Origin of the sequence: Streptomyces sp. XD-27 (assembly GCF_030553055.1) — a bacterium.
GTDB lineage: Bacteria > Actinomycetota > Actinomycetes > Streptomycetales > Streptomycetaceae > Streptomyces.
In genome coordinates, this window is sequence record NZ_CP130713.1 from 5,098,783 (window position 1) to 5,116,283 (window position 17,501).

Annotated in this window: 16 protein-coding genes and 1 pseudogene; 7 read left to right on the plus strand and 10 right to left on the minus strand. The window is 72.2% G+C overall.

Annotated elements, in window-relative coordinates; genetic code table 11:
* Positions 1-36: 36 nt before the first annotated feature.
* Positions 37-741, plus strand: coding sequence for a LuxR C-terminal-related transcriptional regulator (locus Q3Y56_RS22125; protein WP_304463591.1), 705 nt, complete (start codon positions 37-39; stop codon positions 739-741).
* Here the strand turns inward: Q3Y56_RS22125 and Q3Y56_RS22130 are convergent.
* Positions 718-1,023, minus strand: coding sequence for a hypothetical protein (locus tag Q3Y56_RS22130; protein ID WP_304463592.1), 306 nt, complete (start codon positions 1,021-1,023; stop codon positions 718-720). The two genes, Q3Y56_RS22125 and Q3Y56_RS22130, sit on opposite strands and share 24 nt — an antisense overlap.
* Before the next feature lie 289 nt (positions 1,024-1,312).
* Here Q3Y56_RS22130 and galT point away from each other — a divergent pair, with 289 nt between their 5' ends.
* From galT to Q3Y56_RS22150, 4 genes and pseudogenes are all read left to right on the plus strand, one after another.
* Positions 1,313-2,359, plus strand: coding sequence for a galactose-1-phosphate uridylyltransferase (gene galT / locus Q3Y56_RS22135; protein ID WP_304463593.1), 1,047 nt, complete (start codon positions 1,313-1,315; stop codon positions 2,357-2,359).
* Positions 2,356-3,336, plus strand: a complete 981-nt coding sequence (galE, locus tag Q3Y56_RS22140) for a UDP-glucose 4-epimerase GalE (protein WP_304463594.1) — start codon at positions 2,356-2,358, stop codon at positions 3,334-3,336. Before galT ends, galE begins: the two co-directional genes overlap by 4 nt.
* Positions 3,337-3,349: 13 nt before the next feature.
* Positions 3,350-4,543, plus strand: coding sequence for a galactokinase (gene galK, locus Q3Y56_RS22145; RefSeq protein ID WP_304463595.1), 1,194 nt, complete (start codon positions 3,350-3,352; stop codon positions 4,541-4,543).
* 278 nt (positions 4,544-4,821) lie between these two features.
* Positions 4,822-5,639 (plus strand): annotated as a pseudogene (locus tag Q3Y56_RS22150) (LuxR C-terminal-related transcriptional regulator).
* Here the strand turns inward: Q3Y56_RS22150 and Q3Y56_RS22155 are convergent.
* Positions 5,598-6,095, minus strand: coding sequence for a MarR family winged helix-turn-helix transcriptional regulator (locus Q3Y56_RS22155; RefSeq protein ID WP_304463596.1), 498 nt, complete (start codon positions 6,093-6,095; stop codon positions 5,598-5,600). The pseudogene Q3Y56_RS22150 and the gene Q3Y56_RS22155 sit on opposite strands and share 42 nt — an antisense overlap.
* 146 nt (positions 6,096-6,241) lie before the next feature.
* Here Q3Y56_RS22155 and Q3Y56_RS22160 point away from each other — a divergent pair, with 146 nt between their 5' ends.
* Positions 6,242-7,063, plus strand: a complete 822-nt coding sequence (locus Q3Y56_RS22160; protein WP_304463597.1) for a trans-aconitate 2-methyltransferase — start codon at positions 6,242-6,244, stop codon at positions 7,061-7,063.
* Between the two features lie 56 nt (positions 7,064-7,119).
* Here the strand turns inward: Q3Y56_RS22160 and Q3Y56_RS22165 are convergent, their stop codons facing one another.
* Positions 7,120-7,815, minus strand: coding sequence for a TetR/AcrR family transcriptional regulator (locus tag Q3Y56_RS22165; protein ID WP_304465732.1), 696 nt, complete (start codon positions 7,813-7,815; stop codon positions 7,120-7,122).
* Between the two features lie 39 nt (positions 7,816-7,854).
* Entirely contained in the window at positions 7,855-8,814 is a 960-nt protein-coding gene (locus Q3Y56_RS22170) for a fatty acid desaturase (protein WP_304463598.1), read from the minus strand.
* Positions 8,815-9,004: 190 nt separating this feature from the next.
* Here Q3Y56_RS22170 and ppc point away from each other — a divergent pair, with 190 nt between their 5' ends.
* Positions 9,005-11,725 (plus strand): phosphoenolpyruvate carboxylase, encoded by a 2,721-nt coding sequence (gene ppc / locus Q3Y56_RS22175; RefSeq protein ID WP_304463599.1) that lies wholly within the window; start codon positions 9,005-9,007, stop codon positions 11,723-11,725.
* Positions 11,726-11,820: 95 nt separating this feature from the next.
* On the opposite strand, the gene Q3Y56_RS22180 is transcribed toward ppc, so the two are convergent.
* The 6 genes from Q3Y56_RS22180 to glmU form a co-directional block, all read right to left on the minus strand.
* Positions 11,821-12,495 (minus strand): hypothetical protein, encoded by a 675-nt coding sequence (locus Q3Y56_RS22180; protein ID WP_304463600.1) that lies wholly within the window; start codon positions 12,493-12,495, stop codon positions 11,821-11,823.
* Positions 12,496-12,734: 239 nt separating this feature from the next.
* Complete coding sequence (locus Q3Y56_RS22185) at positions 12,735-13,256, minus strand: hypothetical protein (RefSeq protein WP_304463601.1); 522 nt, start codon at positions 13,254-13,256, stop codon at positions 12,735-12,737.
* Positions 13,257-13,347: 91 nt separating this feature from the next.
* Entirely contained in the window at positions 13,348-13,938 is a 591-nt protein-coding gene (gene pth, locus Q3Y56_RS22190; protein WP_304463602.1) for an aminoacyl-tRNA hydrolase, read from the minus strand.
* A 141-nt stretch (positions 13,939-14,079) separates the two neighbouring features.
* Positions 14,080-14,670 carry a 50S ribosomal protein L25/general stress protein Ctc gene (locus Q3Y56_RS22195; protein ID WP_304463603.1) on the minus strand — a complete coding sequence of 197 codons (591 nt, stop codon included), beginning with the start codon at positions 14,668-14,670 and terminating at the stop codon, positions 14,080-14,082.
* A 234-nt stretch (positions 14,671-14,904) separates the two neighbouring features.
* Positions 14,905-15,876, minus strand: a complete 972-nt coding sequence (locus tag Q3Y56_RS22200; RefSeq protein WP_304463604.1) for a ribose-phosphate diphosphokinase — start codon at positions 15,874-15,876, stop codon at positions 14,905-14,907.
* An 83-nt stretch (positions 15,877-15,959) separates the two neighbouring features.
* Positions 15,960-17,414, minus strand: coding sequence for a bifunctional UDP-N-acetylglucosamine diphosphorylase/glucosamine-1-phosphate N-acetyltransferase GlmU (gene glmU, locus Q3Y56_RS22205; protein WP_304463605.1), 1,455 nt, complete (start codon positions 17,412-17,414; stop codon positions 15,960-15,962).
* Positions 17,415-17,501: the final 87 nt, after the last annotated feature.

Below are 17,501 nucleotides of genomic sequence, written 5' to 3' on the forward strand. Positions count from 1 at the left end.
CGAACAAGCGTGTAACTTCCGGTGAGGGGGGAGCTCATGGCTGTGCGACTCATGGTGGTCGACGACCACCGCCTGCTCGCCGAGGCGCTCGCCTCGGCACTCCGGCTGCGCGGGCACCGGGTGCTCGCCGCCGCCGCGCCGAGCGCCGGAGCCGCCGAGCTGGTGGTGAGCCGGGCGCCCGAGGTGTGCCTGCTGGGTACCTCGACGCCCGCCGAGCCCGGGGTCTTCGAGCCGGTGCGGCGGATCAAGGCGGAGCGGCCGCAGGTCGCGGTCGTGGTGCTCGGGCCGGTGCCCAGCCCGCGGGGTATCGCCGCGGCGTTCGCCGCCGGGGCGTCGGGATACGTCCGCCAGGACGAGCGGATCGACGGCGTGGAGCGCGCGATGATCAAGGCGCGCGCGGGAGAGGCCGCGGTGGCGCCGCAGCTGCTGCAAGGGGCCTTCGCCGAGCTGCTCAACCCGGCCGCCCAGCCGGACGACGAGGGTGCCCGGCTGCTCCAGATGCTCACCCCGCGCGAGGTGGAGGTGCTGGTGCGGGTGGCGGAGGGGGAGGACACCCGGCGGATCGCCGCGGGCATGGGCATCGCGCCGAGCACGGCCCGTACGCATGTCCAGCGCGTGCTGATGAAGCTGGGCGTGGGCTCGCGGCTGGAGGCGGCCGCGCTGGCGGCCCGTACCGGGCTCCTGGACCGGGCGGCCGGCTCCTCGCCCTCGGCGCCCTCAGTCCCTTCCGGGCAGGACTGACGCCGGGGGCTCCGACGCCGGGGGCTCCGCCGGGCTGGGCCAGGACCAGGCCAGGAAGAACGCGCCCAGGGCCAGTATGCCGACGCCCGTCCACAGGTTGATGTTCATGTCCTCGGCCTTCTTCAGGTCGGCGTCGGAGGCGGTGATCCCGGCGATGGTGACGATGACGCCGTAGACGACGAACAGGCCGCCGATGACGCGGCGTACGTCGAAGAGCCGGGCCGCGGTCGCGGACTCGCGCTCCAGCTCCTCGACTTCGTGCTGGTACTCGTACTCGCTCATGTGGCACACACCTCAGAAGGAGAAGGGGGCGGGTGGAGAAAGGGGCAGAGGGGTCAGAAGGAGAAGGGGACGTAGGCGAGGTCACTGCCGACGGCGAAGCAGATGCCGAGGAGGGTGTGGTCGAGCCCGTTGGTGCTCAGGCGCAGGCCGGCTGCCAGAGAGTGCATGCGCGAGAAGCTATCCGAATTGTGATGGTATGCCCGGTTAATGGGCGCGCCATTGACGGAGGTGTTGAGTTGTGATTTGTTGTGTTCGTTTATGTGAAGCGGCAGTGTGAGGAGCTGACGCGGTGAAGAAGACGGCGACCCGGCTCGCGGACGGACGCGAGCTGATCTACTACGACGCGCGCGACGACGCCGTACGCGACGCCGTCGACCGGCGCCCGCTCGACCCCACCGTCACCACCTCCGAGATCCGCCACGACCGCCTGCTCGGCGACCGCGTGGCCATCGCCTCGCACCGGCAGGGGCGTACGTACCACCCGCCCGCCGACCAGTGCCCGCTGTGCCCCTCCCGGCCCGGTGGGCCCAGCGAGATCCCCGCCGCCGACTACGACGTCGTGGTCTTCGAGAACCGCTTCCCCTCCCTGGCCGGGGACCTGGGGCGGTGCGAGGTCGTGTGCTTCACCTCCGACCACGACGCCTCCTTCGCCGACCTCACCGAGGACCGGGCCGCGCTCGTCCTGGAGGCATGGACGGACCGGACCGCCGAACTGGCCGGGTTCCCCGGCGTGGAGCAGGTGTTCTGCTTCGAGAACCGGGGCGCGGAGATCGGCGTGACGCTCGGCCACCCGCACGGCCAGATCTACGGCTACCCCTTCGCCACCCCCCGTACGGAGACGATGCTGCGCTCGCTCGCCGGGCACCGGGAGCGCACCGGCGGCCGCAACCTCTTCGACGACGTCGTCGCCGAGGAGCGGGCCGACGGGCGGCGGATCGTGGCCGAGGGGGAGCACTGGACTGCCTTCGTGCCGTACGCCGCGCACTGGCCCTACGAGGTGCACCTCTACCCCCGGCGGCGGGTGCCGGACCTGCGCGGTCTCGACGCGGCCGCGCGCACAGAGTTCCCACAGCTCTATCTGGAACTGTTGCGGCGCTTCGACCGGATCTTCGGGCCCGGCCAGCCTCCGACGCCGTACATCGCCGGCTGGCACCAGGCGCCGTTCCGCCACCCCGAGCGCGCGGAATTCGCGCTCCACCTTGAGCTCTTCACCATCCGCCGCACTGCCGGAAAGCTGAAGTTTCTCGCGGGTTCCGAATCCGGCATGAATGTGTTCATCAACGATGTGCCGCCGGAGGCCGCGGCCCGACGACTGCGAGAGGTGACGAGCGAATGAGTCAGAAGTACCTGGTGACGGGTGGTGCGGGGTACGTCGGCAGCGTGGTCGCCGCCCACCTGCTGGAGGCGGGCCACGAGGTCACCGTGCTCGACGACCTGTCCACGGGGCACCGGGCGGGGGTGCCGGCGGGCGCCGAGTTCATCGAGGGCCGGATCCAGGACGCCGCCAAGTGGCTCGACCGCTCCTACGCCGGTGTCCTGCACTTCGCGGCCTTCTCGCAGGTCGGCGAGTCCGTCGTCGACCCGGCCAAGTACTGGGTGAACAACGTCGGCGGCACCATGGAACTGCTCGCGGCCATGCGGGACGCGGGGGTGCGCACCCTGGTCTTCTCCTCCACCGCCGCCACCTACGGCGAGCCCGCCACCACCCCGATCACCGAGGACGCCGCGACCGCGCCGACCAATCCGTACGGGGCCTCGAAGCTCGCCGTCGACCACATGATCACCGGCGAGTGCGCCGCGCACGGGCTGGCGGCGGTCTCGCTGCGCTACTTCAACGTCGCCGGGGCCCACCGGGCCGCGGACGGCACCACCTACGGCGAGCGGCACGACCCCGAGTCGCACCTGATCCCGCTGGTCCTCCAGGTCGCGCAGGGCAGGCGCGAGGCGGTCTCCGTCTTCGGCGACGACTACCCGACCCACGACGGCACGTGCGTCCGCGACTACATCCACGTCGCCGACCTCGCCGAGGCCCATCTGCTGGCCCTGGACAAGGCCGCCGGCGGCGAGCACCTGATCTGCAACCTCGGCAACGGCAACGGCTTCTCGGTCCGCGAGGTGATCGAGACCGTGCGCGAGGTCACCGGGCACCCGATCCCCGAGGTCGCGGCCCCGCGCCGGGGCGGCGACCCGGCCGTGCTGGTGGCCTCCGCCGAGCGCGCCAGGCAGCGGCTCGGCTGGCGGCCCAGTCGCGCCGACCTCGCCGGGATCGTGGCGGACGCGTGGGAGTTCGCCCAGCGCAAGGAGACCGCATGACCGAGGAGACCGCATGACCGACCCCGTCGAGCACGGCCCCGGCCGCACCGCCGCCGCCTTCCAGGAGGTGTACGGGGCCGTGCCCGCGGGCGTCTGGGCGGCGCCCGGCCGGATCAACCTGATCGGCGAGCACACGGACTACAACGACGGCTTCGTGATGCCGCTGGCCCTGCCGCACACCACGCTCGCCGCCGCCGCGCCGCGCGCGGACGGCGTGCTGCGGCTGCACTCCGGTGCCGTGCCGGGCTCGGTGGTCGAACTGCGGGTCGCCGAGCTGGACCCGGCCGCAGTCGGCCGGGCCGGCGGAGACCGCGGAGGCTGGGCGGCGTACCCGGCCGGGGTGGTGTGGGCGCTGAAGGACGCCGGACTGGCCGTGGGCGGGCTGGACCTGCACCTCGACAGCACCGTGCCCACCGGCGCCGGGCTCTCCTCCTCCGCCGCGCTGGAGGTCGCCACGGCCGCCGCGCTGAACGAGTTGTACGGGCTCGGACTCGATTCCCGGTCGATCGCGCGGCTGTGCCAGCGCGCGGAGAACGCCTTCGTGGGCGTGCCCTGCGGGATCATGGACCAGACCGCGTCCGCCTGCTGCACCGCCGGGCACGCCCTCTTCCTCGACACCCGCGACCTGCGGATGCGGCAGGTCCCGTTCGACCCGGCGGCCGAGGGCCTGCGGCTGCTGGTGATCGACACCCGGGTCAGGCACGAGCTGGGGGACGGCGCGTACGCTCAGCGGCGCGCCTCCTGTGAGGCGGGCGCGCGGGCGCTCGGGGTACGCGCCCTGCGTGATGTCCCGTACGCGCATCTGAATTCCGTGGTCGCGGAGCTGGCCGACGACCCCGTCACGCTGCGCCGCGTGCGGCACGTGGTGACCGAGATCCGACGGGTCGAAGAGGTCGTCGAGTGTCTGGACGCGGGTGCCGTCCGGGCCATCGGGCCGCTGCTGACCGCCGGGCACGCCTCCTGCCGGGACGACTTCGAGATCTCGTGCCCGGAGCTGGACCTGGCCGTCGAGGCGGCGACCGCGGCGGGGGCGCTGGGCGCCCGGATGACGGGCGGCGGCTTCGGCGGCTCGGCGATCGCACTGGTGGCGGAGGCGGCCGTGGAGCGGGTCTCCACGGCCGTGGACCGGGCCTTCGCGGCGGCCGGTTACCGACCCCCGCGGCTCTTCCCCGCGCTGCCCTCCGAAGGAGCCCGCCGTCTGCTGTGAGCCGGCGCGGCGGGCCGCCGCCGCACCGGCCGGGCGAGCGCCCTCCACGATCGAATTCCGTCAATCTTGATTGACCGGTGCCGTGATGCGGAACACTAACCCCACCGTGCACGGGCGAGGCGGGGCACTTTCGCCGTTTCGCTTCTGGGGCCGCACCCCGCCCGTACGCTCGGTATCCGACATGCGGCTCCCGCCGCGTGGCGTGCGCCGGTGGGGGCCGGCGCTGATCAGGGGGCGAGGTTCTTCCGCTCCGCATCCGGTGCCGCTGGGGGGCGACTGTGACACGTATCCGGGTATTGGTGGTGGACGATCACCGCATCTTCGCCGAGTCCCTGGCCGCCGCCCTCGCGGCGGAGCAGGACGTGGACGTGGCGGCGGCGGGCAGCGGGCCCGCCGCGCTGCGCTGTCTGGAGCGCGGCGCCGCCGAGGGGCGCCGCTTCGACGTCACGCTGGTGGACGCCGATCTGGGCGCGGCGCCGGCCCCGCCTCCCAACGGGGCCTTCCCCGGCGCGGGTGCCCCCGAGGCGCCCCCGCTCCGCGCCCGGCGGGCGCGCTGGCCGCGAGCCCGCCCGCAGCGGATGGGATCGCCCTGGTCAGCGCGGTGCGCTCGGCGCATCCCGGGGCGCGCGCGGTGGTCCTCGCCGAGCGCGACGATCCCCGCCGCGCCGCGGCGGCGCTCCAGGCCGGGGCCTGCGGCTGGGTCGCCAAGGACTGCTCGCTCTCCCGGCTGCTCGCGGTCATCCGCGGGGTGCTGCGCGACGAGACGCATCTGCCGCCCGCCCTGCTCACCGGCGTGCTGCGGGAGCTGACCGCGGCCCGCAAGCACCGCACCGAGAGCGAGCGGCTGGTGGAGTCGCTGACCCCGCGCGAGCGCGAGGTGCTGCGCTGCATGGTGGCGGGGCTGGGCCGCAAGGCGGTCGCCGAGCGGCTCTACCTCTCCCCGCACACCGTCCGTACGCACATGCAGAACGTGCTCGGCAAGCTCGGGGTGCACTCCACGCTGGCCGCCGTCGCGCTGGCCCGCCGGGCGGGCGTCGGGCCCGTGGATCTGGACTCAGCCGGGGATGTTGTCGAACGGGGCGGTCAGCTGGCGTAGCAGGCCGGCCAGGTCGGCCCGCTGGGCCTGGGTCAGTTCGCCCAGGATCGCCCGTTCCTGGGCGAGCAGTCCGGCCAGCGCCTGGTCGGCGCGGTCGCGCCCCTCGGGGGTGAGCCGGACCAGCACGCCGCGCCGGTCGCTCGGGTCGGGCAGCCGCTCCACAAGGCCCTTTTTCGCCAGTCTGTCGATGCGGTTGGTCATGGTGCCCGAGGTGACCAGTGTCTGGGTGAGCAACTGCCCTGGTGAGAGCTGGTACGGAGCCCCCGCGCGGCGCAGCGAGGTGAGGACGTCGAACTCCCAGGGCTCCAGGTTGTGCTCGGCGAACGCGAGTCGGCGGGCCCGGTCGAGGTGGCGGGCGAGCCTGCTGACCCGGCTCAGCACTTCCAGCGGCTCCACGTCGAGGTCAGGGCGCTCGCGGCGCCATGCTGCGACCAGCCGATCGACCTCGTCCTCCATGGAGATCAGTGTAGTAGGTCTGTCGACATGAAGTCTCTTGAGCTGAAGTCTCTTGACGTCAAGAGATAGAACCCGTGATGGTGGGCATCGAAGCGGGAGCACAGCTCCACCCCGGATCTATCGCACTTCGCTAGGGGGCTCGACCCATGGACGCAACTCCCCATTGGGATCCGCACCAATACCTACGCCACGCCACCCACCGGACCCGCCCGTTCCACGATCTACTGGCCCGCGTACCCCGGCTGCCCGCCGCCGACCGCCCCGCCCGGATCGCGGACCTCGGGTGCGGCCCCGGCAATGTCACCGCCCTGCTCGCCGACCGCTGGTCCGACGCCCTGATCACCGGGTTCGACAACTCCGCCGAGATGCTGGCGGAGGCCGGCACCCGCGCGGGGCGCACCCCCGGCGGCGGGCGGCTGGACTTCCGGTTCGCCGACGCCGCGCACTGGGTGCCGGACGAGACGTACGACCTGATCGTCTCCAACGCCGCGCTCCAGTGGGTGCCGCGCCACGCCGACTCCTTCGCCGCGTGGGTGGACGCCCTGGTCCCCGGCGGCACCTTCGCCTTCCAGGTCCCCGGCAACTTCACCTCCCCCAGCCACGCCCTGCTCGGCGAGCTGTGCGACAGCCCCCAGTGGCGGGACCGGCTCGACGGCCATGGCCGCCGCTTCGTCCACATCCTCACCCCGGTCGACTACCTGGAGCGGCTCTCGGCGCTCGGCTGCGCGGTGGACGCGTGGGAGACCACGTACGTCCAACTGCTGGAGGGGGAGGACCCGGTCCTGGACTGGGTCAAGGGCACCGCCCTGCGCCCGGTCCTCACCGCGCTGCGCGACGACCCGGAGGCGACCGAGGAGTTCCTCGCCGAATACCGGGACCTGCTGCGCAAGGCGTATCCCAGCGGCCCTTACGGCACGCCCTTCCCGTTCCGGCGGATCTTCGTCGTGGCCCGCAGAGAGAGCGCGTGAAGAGAACACGGCTGACCGGAGCACCGGACGGGCCCCGAGCCCGTCCGGCACTCCGGTCAGCTGCGGCGGTGGCCGACCAGGCGCGGCTTCGGCTCCAGGCCGTCGAGACCGTGCCAGGCCAGGTTCACCAGGTGCGCCGCCACCTCGGCCTTCTTGGGCTTGCGCACGTCCAGCCACCACTGGCCGGTCAGCGCGACCATGCCCACCAGCGCCTGCGCGTACAGCGGCGCCAGCTTCGCGTCGAAGCCGCGGGCCTTGAACTCCAGGCCCAGGATGTCCTCGACCTGGGTGGCGATGTCACTGATCAGTGAGGCGAAGGTGCCGGTGGACTGGGCGACGGGGGAGTCCCGGACCAGGATCCGGAACCCGTCGGTGTACTCGTCGATGTAGTCCAGCAGCGCGAACGCCGCCTGCTCCAGCAGCTCCCGCGGATGGCCCGCGGTCAGCGCCCCCGTGACCATGTCCAGCAGCTGCCGCATCTCGCGGTCGACGACCACCGCGTACAGCCCCTCCTTGCCGCCGAAGTGCTCGTACACCACCGGCTTGGAGACCCCGGCCTTGGCCGCGATCTCCTCTACCGAGGTGCCCTCGAAACCGCGCTCGGCGAACAGGGTCCGACCGATGTCCAGCAGCTGCTCACGGCGCTCCTTGCCGGTCATCCGCACCCGGCGGGCGCGCCGGCCCCCCGCGGCCGCGGACCGGTCCCGCTGCTTGCCGTTGCTTCTGCCGTTCTCGATCGCCACGTCGTCCATCATGCCTCCCCCACCTGGGGGAACCCCCATGCGGTGTCCTCAACTGCGCCGGGCGTCGATACGGGCCTCGCTGGGCCACCGCACGTCGTACGCCCAGCCCGCCTTCTCGAACCAGCGGATGATCCGGGCGCTGGAGTCCAGCTGCCCCTTCAGCACGCCGTGGCGCGCGCAGGTCGGGTCGGCGTGGTGGAGGTTGTGCCACGACTCGCCGCACGAGAGCACCGCCAGCCACCAGACATTTCCGGACTTGTCGCGCGACTTGAACGGGCGCTTGCCGACCGCGTGGCAGATCGAGTTGATCGACCAGGTGACATGGTGCAGCAGCGCCACCCGTACGAGTGAACCCCAGAAGAACGCGGTGACCGCGCCCTGCCAGGACCAGGTCACCAGGCCGCCGATCACGGGCGGGATCATCAGCGAGACCACCGTCCACAGCACGAACTGCCGGGAGACCCGCCGGATCGCGCCGTCCTTGATCAGATCCGGCGCGTACTTGTGCTGCGGGGTCTGCTCCTCGTCGAACATCCAGCCGATGTGCGCCCACCACAGCCCCTTCATCAGGGCCGGGACCGTCTCTCCGAACCGCCACGGCGAGTGCGGGTCGCCCTCGGCGTCGGAGAACTTGTGGTGCTTGCGGTGGTCGGCCACCCAGCGCACCAGCGGCCCCTCGACCGCCAGCGACCCGGCGATGGCCAGCGCGATCCGCAGCGGCCGCTTCGCCTTGAACGAGCCATGGGTGAAGTAGCGGTGGAAGCCGATCGTGATGCCGTGGCAGCCGATGTAGTACATGGCGACCATCAGGCCCAGGTCCAGCCAGCTGACGCCCCAGCCCCAGGCGAGGGGGACCGCCGCGACCAGCGCGACGAAGGGGACGACGATGAACAGCAGCAGGGCGATCTGCTCGACGGACCGCTTGCTGTCGCCGCCGAGAGTGGCGGAGCCAAGCGGGGTCTCCTGCGCCTTCGGCGCGTCCTCGACGACGTCGGGGCTTGCAGTCATGGATTCCCTCAGAGGGCTCGGGGGAGGGCTACGGTTCCGTAACCTACGGCGACGTAAGTATGGCAGGGCTCGGAGGCCGGGCAAGAGGGCTGTGCCATTCGCGCGCCGCCCGCCACCTATCCTTGGGGGCGTCGGACAGCGCGGTCCGCACCCCGCCAGATGTGCTCATCCCCTGCAAGGAGCCGCACCTGTGAGCAGTGCCGACAACACCAACGCCGCCCTGCGCGCCGATATCCGCCGGCTGGGCGACCTGCTCGGTGAGACCCTGGTCCGCCAGGAGGGACCCGAGCTGCTCGACCTCGTCGAGCGGGTCCGCGCACTCACCCGTACGGATGGCGAGGCCGCCGCAGGACTGCTCGGCTCGACCGACCTGGAGACCGCGGCCAAGCTGGTGCGCGCCTTCTCCACCTACTTCCACCTCGCCAACGTCACCGAACAGGTGCACCGCGGGCGGGAGCTGCGCGCCCGGCGGGCCGCCGAGGGCGGCCTCCTCTCCCGCACCGCCGACCAGCTCAAGGACGCCGACCCCGAGCACCTGCGGCAGACCGTCGAGCACCTGAACGTACGGCCGGTCTTCACCGCCCACCCCACCGAGGCCGCCCGCCGCAGCGTGCTGAACAAGCTGCGCCGGATCGCCGCCCTGCTGGACGGGCTCGCCGCGGGCGACGACGCCCGCCGTACCCACCGGCGGCTCGCGGAGAACATCGACCTGCTGTGGCAGACCGACGAACTGCGCGTCGCCCGGCCCGAGCCCGCCGACGAGGCCCGCAACGCGATCTACTACCTGGACGAGCTGCACCTGGGCGCCGTCGGCGACGTCCTGGAGGACCTCAGCGCCGAACTGGAGCGCGTCGGGGTCCCGCTGCCCGCCGGCACCCGCCCGCTGACCTTCGGCACCTGGATCGGCGGCGACCGCGACGGCAACCCCAACGTCACCCCCGAGGTGACCTGGGAGGTGCTGATCCTCCAGCACGAGCACGGCATCACCGACGCCCTGGAGGCCGTCGACGACCTGCGCGCCGCCCTGTCCAACTCCATCCGCAACAGCGGCGCCACCGAGGAACTGCTCTCCTCCCTCCAGCGCGACCTGGAGCTGCTGCCGGAGATCAGCCCGCGCTACAAGCGCCTCAACGCCGAGGAGCCGTACCGCCTCAAGGCCACCTGCGTACGGCAGAAGCTGATCAACACCCGCGAGCGGCTGGCGAACGGCACCCCGCACCAGGTGGGCCGCGACTACCTCGGCAGCGGCGAACTCCTGGCCGACCTCATCCTCATCCAGCAGTCGCTGCGCGCCCACCGGGGCGAGCTGATCGCCGACGGCCGTGTCGAGCGGACCATCCGCACACTGGCCGCCTTCGGCCTGCAACTGGCCACGATGGACGTGCGCGAGCACGCCGACGCCCACCACCACGCGCTCGGCCAGCTCTTCGACCGGCTCGGCGAGGAGTCCTGGCGGTACGCCGACATGCCGCGCGACTACCGCAGCAGGCTGCTCGCCAAGGAACTGCGCTCGCGCCGCCCCCTCGCGCCGTCCCCCGCGCCGCTGGACGCCGCCGGAGCCAAGACCCTCGGCGTCTTCCACACCATCAAGGAGGCCTTCGAACGCTTCGGCCCCGAGGTCGTGGAGTCGTACATCATCTCCATGTGCCAGGGCGCGGACGACGTCTTCGCGGCCGCCGTGCTCGCCCGCGAGGCGGGCCTGATCGACCTGCACGCCGGCTGGGCGAAGATCGGCATCGTGCCGCTGCTGGAGACCACGGACGAGCTGCGGATCGCGGACCGGCTGCTGGACGAGATGCTCTCCGACCCCTCCTACCGGCGGCTGGTCGCCCTGCGCGGCGACGTCCAGGAGGTCATGCTCGGGTACAGCGACTCGTCGAAGTTCGGCGGCATCACCACCAGCCAGTGGGAGATCCACCGCGCCCAGCGGCTGCTGCGCGACGTCGCGCACCGGCACGGGGTGCGGCTGCGGCTCTTCCACGGCCGCGGCGGCACCGTCGGCCGCGGCGGCGGCCCCACGCACGACGCGATCCTGGCCCAGCCGTGGGGCACCCTCGACGGCGAGATCAAGGTCACCGAGCAGGGCGAGGTCATCTCCGACAAGTACCTGGTCCCGGCGCTGGCGCGGGAGAACCTGGAACTGACCGTCGCCGCCACCCTCCAGGCGTCCGCGCTGCACACCGCGCCGCGCCAGTCCGACGAGGCGCTGGCCCGCTGGGACGCGGCGATGGAGACGGTCTCCGAGGCCGCGCACGCCGCGTACCGGCGGCTGGTCGAGGACCCGGACCTGCCCGCGTACTTCTTCGCCGCCACCCCGGTGGACCAGCTCGCCGAGCTGCACCTGGGCTCCCGGCCGTCCCGCCGCCCGGACTCGGGCGCGGGCCTGGACGGGCTGCGGGCCATCCCGTGGGTCTTCGGCTGGACCCAGTCGCGGCAGATCGTGCCGGGCTGGTTCGGCGTCGGCTCGGGGCTGAAGGCGGCGCGCGAGGCCGGACTCGACGGGGTGCTGGACGAGATGCACCAGCACTGGCACTTCTTCCGGAACTTCCTGTCCAACGTGGAGATGACGCTCGCCAAGACCGATCTGCGGATCGCGCGGCACTACGTGGAGACGCTGGTGCCGGAGCACCTGCGGCACGTCTTCGACGTGATCGAGGCGGAGCACGCGCTGACGGTGCGCGAGGTGCTGCGCGTCACGGGCGAGGCGGAGCTGCTGGACGCCAACCCGGTGCTCCAGCAGACGCTGCGGGTACGGGACGCCTACCTCGACCCGATCTCGTACCTCCAGGTCGCCCTGCTGGACCGGCAGCGCGGCGCGCTCGAGCGCGGCGAGGAGCCGGACCCGCTGCTGGCCCGGACCCTGCTGCTGACGGTGAACGGCGTGGCGGCGGGCCTGCGCAACACGGGGTGACCTCCCGGTCGGGGCCGTGGTGTTCTGCCCGTGGGGGCGCTCCTTGCGGAGCGCCCCCACGGGCAGAAGGTGTTTTTCGGGGGCTGCGCCCCGGATCAGCTGCGGGACATGCGGCGGACGAGGAGGCCGCCGCCGACGAGCAGGGCCGCGGCCGTGCCGCCGATGACCCAGATGGCGGAACCGGCGCCGGTCTCGGCGAGGTTGCCGTCCTGCGCCGTGGCGTCCTCGGACTTGGCGGAGACGGACGGCGACGCGCCGGGGGCGGCCGCGGAGCCCGACTCGGACGGGGTCGCCGGGGTGGACGGGGTCGCGGACGCGGACGGGGTCGCGGACGCCGACGGGGCGGTGGTCGTGCCGTCCTCGTCCTTGCCCTCGCAGTCGGTCCAGAAGACCTTGTGCTTGGCCCTGCCGTGCTCGCCGTCGAAGTTCCAGATCAGCTTGTAGTGGCCGTCCGGCAGGGAGAGGTCCGCTGAGCGGCCGTGCCCCTTGTCGTCCAGCGCGATCGCGCCGGACTTGGCCTCGGCGCCCTTCGTACCGGTGGGCGGCATCTCGACGATCTTCCAGTCGGCCTGCTGGCGGCCGTCGAAGCCGAAGGCGTCGAGGTAGAAGGTGCACACATGGGGCTCGTTCTTGCGGAGCTCCTCGCCGGTCGCGGCGTCGTGGATCTTCACGGTGCCGTTGTCGCCGGGCGGGGTCGCGTACGCGGTGGGCGTGAGCAGCAGGGAAGCCGCTGCGGCCGAGACCGCACACGCCACGGGGAGAGTGCGCATGGGGGATACCAACTTCGGTGTCTACGGGGAAGTCGGGGGGTGGCGGCTCAGCTTCCTGGCAGTCCGGCCGCTGGTCAACAGGCTTTGCTGCGCATGCGCGGCATTGCGGGGTAGTTGTCCCGATAACCCCGGGTAACGATCCGGTGAATGCGCCATTCCGCATGCCCGCGCGGGGCGTTTCGGGGCGGGCTGCGGACAGCCGCGGCGGCTACAGCGTCCGCAGCGGATAGCCGCGGCGGCTACAGCGTCGCGAACGAGGCGACCAGCAGCGCCCCTCCCGCGACGGCCATCCCCCACCCGGTGCGCCGCATCCGCAAGCCCCCGGCCAGCACCACCGCCGCCAGCAGCAGCGAGCCGCCGAAGGGGACCCAGGCGTGCAGCACGCCCGCCGCCCCGGTCCGTACGGCCTGGTCGGTGCCGGGCTTGACCACCACCGCCAGCCGGTCGCCCGCGCCGTCCGCGACCGCCGCGTCGACCCGCATCGCGGCGCGCGGCTCCCCGGAGTGCCCGGCCGGCGCGAAGGACCCGGTGCACCACTCGTCCCCGCACGAGCGGACCGTGAGCGTGCCCCGCTCGCGGCCCTTGGTCAGCATGGCGTGCTGCGCCGTACCCCAGGAGGCCCACACGCCCGCGGCGACGATGAGGAGGGCGAACAGCGCCACGGCCGCGTTCCTGGCGAGCAGCAGCAGTCCGTACGCGCTCTCGCCCATGCGTCGCGTACGGCTGCGTCTGAGGGGAAGGGCCCCGGTGCTGGAAGGCATGGCCGCGATCCTTGGCCATGGACGAGGGCCGGGTCAACCTTGGCAGGACGGTTCGGCGGGCCCTGCGCGGCTTGTCTGACCTGGTCGGATTTCAGGAGTTGTACGTGCTCTGGGCGCGTTCGAGGCCGTCCACGATCAGCGTCTCCACGGCGTCCGCCGCGCGGTCCACGAAGTAGTCCAGCTCTTTGCGCTCGGTGCCGGAGAAGTCCTTGAGGACGAACGCCGCGACGTCCATCCGGCCCGGCGGCCGCCCGATCCCGAACCGTACGCGGAAGTAGTCGGGCCCCAGCGACTTGGTGATCGACTTGAGCCCGTTGTGCCCGTTGTCGCCGCCGCCCAGCTTCAGGCGCAGCGCGCCGTAGTCGATGTCCAGTTCGTCATGGACCGCGATGATCTGGTCGACCGGCACCTTGTAGAAGTCGCGCAGCGCCGTGGTCGGCCCCCCGGACAGGTTCATGAACGACGTCGGCTTGGCGACGACGACCCGGCGGCTCGCGGGGCCCGGCGGGCCGACCCGCCCCTCCACCACCTGCGCGCGCGCCTTGTGCGCCTTGAATCGGCCGCTCATCCGCTCCGCGAGCAGGTCGGCCACCATGAAGCCCACGTTGTGGCGGTTGGCGGCGTACTCAGGGCCGGGGTTGCCCAGTCCCACGACCAGCCACGGGCTCGCGGTGTCGCTCATCTGCTGCTCTCCTGTGCGGGTGCCGCCTGTACGGGTGCCGCCGCCCCGCTCCGGTGAGCGGGACGGCGGCAGAGAAGGGTTTCCGGGCCGGGCCCCCCAAGGAGGGGCAGGCTCCGGAAGTCGGGGCAGGGCCCCGGAGGCTCAGGCCTCGGCGCCCTCGGCCTCGCCCTCGCCGGCCTCCGCGGGGGCCTCGGCCTGGGCGGCGACGACCTGGAGCACGACGGCGTCCTCATCGACGGCCAGGGTGGAGCCCTTGGGCAGCTCGATGTCCTTGGCGAGCACCGAGTGACCGGCGTCCAGGCCCGCGATGGAGACGGTGACGGCCTCCGGGATGTGGGTGGCCTCGGCCTCGATCGGCAGCGCGTTGAGGATGTGCTCCAGCAGGTTGCCACCCGGGGCCAGCTCGCCCTCGGTGTGGACCGGAACCTCGACGGTGACCTTCTCGCCGCGCTTGACCAGCAGCAGGTCGACGTGCTCGATGAAGCCCTTCAGCGGGTCGCGCTGCACGGCCTTGGGGATGACGAGCTCGTTCTTGCCCTCGATGTCGAGGCCGATGAGCACGTTCGGGGTCTTCAGCGCGAGCATCAGGGCGTGGCCCGGCAGGTTCACGTGGACCGGGGCGGCGCCGTGGCCGTAGATGACGGCGGGAACCTTCTGCTCCCGGCGGGCGCGGCGCGCGGCGCCCTTGCCGAACTCGTTGCGGATCTCAGCGGAGATCTTGACCTCAGCCATGAGCACTCCTCGTAGTCGAAAACCGATCTGGTGGGCGTCACCCGGCCCACGACAGACCTGCTACGAAGAGCGCGTCGATAACGGACGAGCTGTGCGGACACAGCCTCCCTCGCCGAGCAACTCACCGATTCTATCCCACCCGCTTGTCAACACCGCCACGCGCGGCTGAGGCCACCCCGTTCCCGGGGTGGCCTCAGTGGGACCTCGCTGCCGTAAGCCGGACACGGGCCGGCCTTACTCGTCGAACAGGCTCGTGACCGAGCCGTCCTCGAAGACCTCGCGCACCGCGCGCGCGATCGTCGGGGCCATCGACAGCACCGTGACCTTGTCCAGCTCGATCTCGTTGGGGGTCGGCAGCGTGTTGGTGAACACGAACTCGCTGACCTTGGAGTTCTTCAGGCGGTCGGCGGCCGGGCCGGACAGCACACCGTGCGTGGCCGTCACGATGACGTCCGCGGCGCCGTTGGCGAACAGCGCGTCGGCCGCGGCGCAGATGGTGCCACCGGTGTCGATCATGTCGTCGACCAGGACGCAGACCCGGCCCTCCACATCGCCGACGACCTCGTGGACGGTCACCTGGTTGGCCACGTCCGGGTCACGCCGCTTGTGCACGATCGCCAGCGGCGCGCCGAGCCGGTCGCACCAGCGGTCGGCCACGCGGACGCGGCCCGCGTCCGGGGAGACGATGGTGAGCTTGGAGCGGTCGACCTTGGCGCCCACGTAGTCGGCGAGGACCGGCAGCGCGAACAGGTGGTCGACCGGGCCGTCGAAGAAGCCCTGGATCTGGTCGGTGTGCAGGTCGACCGTGAGGATGCGGTCGGCGCCCGCGGTCTTGAGCAGGTCCGCGATCAGGCGGGCCGAGATGGGCTCGCGGCCGCGGTGCTTCTTGTCCTGGCGGGCGTAGCCGTAGAACGGGACGATCACGGTGATGCTGCGCGCCGAGGCCCGCTTGAGCGCATCGATCATGATCAGCTGTTCCATGATCCACTGATTGATCGGCGTCGTGTGGCTCTGGATCACGAAGCAGTCCGCGCCACGCGCGGACTCCTGGAAGCGGACGTAGATCTCGCCGTTGGCGAAGTCGAATGCCTTGGTCGGGACCAAGCTGACGCCCAACTGGTGGGCGACCTCCTCGGCCAGCTCGGGGTGGGCGCGGCCGGAGAAGAGCATCAGCTTCTTCTCGCCGGTCGTCTTGATCCCGGTCACAGCACAGTCTCCTTGAGTATCACTTCATGTGCTATTGATGCGCTTCTTTACGGTAACGCCCCGCACGGCGCACCCGCGCACGGTCACTGCGCGCCGTCGCCCTCCTGGCGAGCGGCCTGGGCGGCCTGCGCGGCGGCGCTGCCGGGGCGCTTGCGGGCCACCCAGCCCTCGATGTTCCGCTGCTGGCCTCGGGCGACAGCGAGCGAACCCGGGGGCACGTCCTTGGTGATGACCGAGCCGGCGGCGGTGTAGGCGCCGTCCCCGATCGTGACAGGAGCCACAAACATGTTGTCCGAGCCGGTCTTGCAGTGGGAGCCGACCGTGGTGTGGTGCTTGGCCTCGCCGTCGTAGTTCACGAAGACGCTCGCGGCACCGATGTTGGTGTACTCGCCGATGGTCGCGTCGCCCACGTAGGACAGGTGCGGCACCTTGGTGCCCTCGCCGATCTCGGCGTTCTTCATCTCCACGTACGTACCCGCCTTGGCCTTGGCGCCGAGCTTGGTGCCGGGGCGCAGGTACGCGTACGGGCCGACGGAGGCGCCCGGGCCGACCACGGCGCTGTCGGCGACGGTGAAGCCGACGGTGGCGCCCTCGCCGACGGTGGTGTCGGTGAGCCGGGAGTTCGGGCCGACCTCGGCCCCGGTGGCGACGTGGGTGGCGCCCAGCAGCTGGGTGCCCGGGTGCACCAGCGCGTCCGCCTCGAAGGTGACGGTGACGTCCACCCAGGTGGTGGCCGGGTCCACGACGGTCACCCCGGCCAGCATGGCCTGGTGCAGCAGCCTCTCGTTGAGCATTCGGCGGGCCTCGGCGAGCTGGACCCGGTTGTTGATCCCGACGATCTCGCGGTGGTCGGCGGCGACGGAGGCGCCGACCCGGTGTCCGGCCTCGCGCAGGATGCCCAGCACGTCGGTGAGGTACTCCTCACCCTGGCTGTTGTCGGTGCGCACCTTGCCGAGCGCGTCGGTGAGCAGCTGTGCGTCGAAGGCGAAGACCCCGGAGTTGATCTCGCGGATCGCGCGCTCGGCCTCGGTGGCGTCCTTGTGCTCCACGATCGCGGTCACGGCGCCGTCCGCGCCGCGCACGATCCGGCCGTAGCCGGTGGCGTCGGGGACCTCGGCGGTCAGGACGGTCACGGCGTTGCCGTCGGCGGCGTGGGTGCCGGCGAGCGTCTTGAGGGTCTCGCCGGTGAGCAGCGGGGTGTCGCCGCAGACGACGACCACGGTCCCGTCGAGGGCCACGCCGGCGGCGCTCAGCTCCTCCAGGCCCATCCGGACCGCGTGCCCGGTGCCGTTCTGCTCGGCCTGGACGGCCGTGCGCACGCCGGGGTCGGCCTCGGCGAGGTGGGCGGCGACCTGCTCGCGGGCGTGTCCGACGACCACGACGAGGTGCTCGGGGTCCAGGGCGCGCGCGGCCGCGACCACATGTCCGACGAGGGACCGGCCGCAGATGGGGTGCAGGACCTTGGGGGTCGCCGACTTCATGCGGGTGCCCTCACCCGCTGCGAGGACGACGACGGCTGCCGGGCGGTTGGCGCTCACGGGTGGTGCCCTTCGGCTTCGGGGGTGGACACCCGCAGGATACCGGGGCGTTCCTCGGCGGAAACGAGGACGGGTCCCGACCTGGTG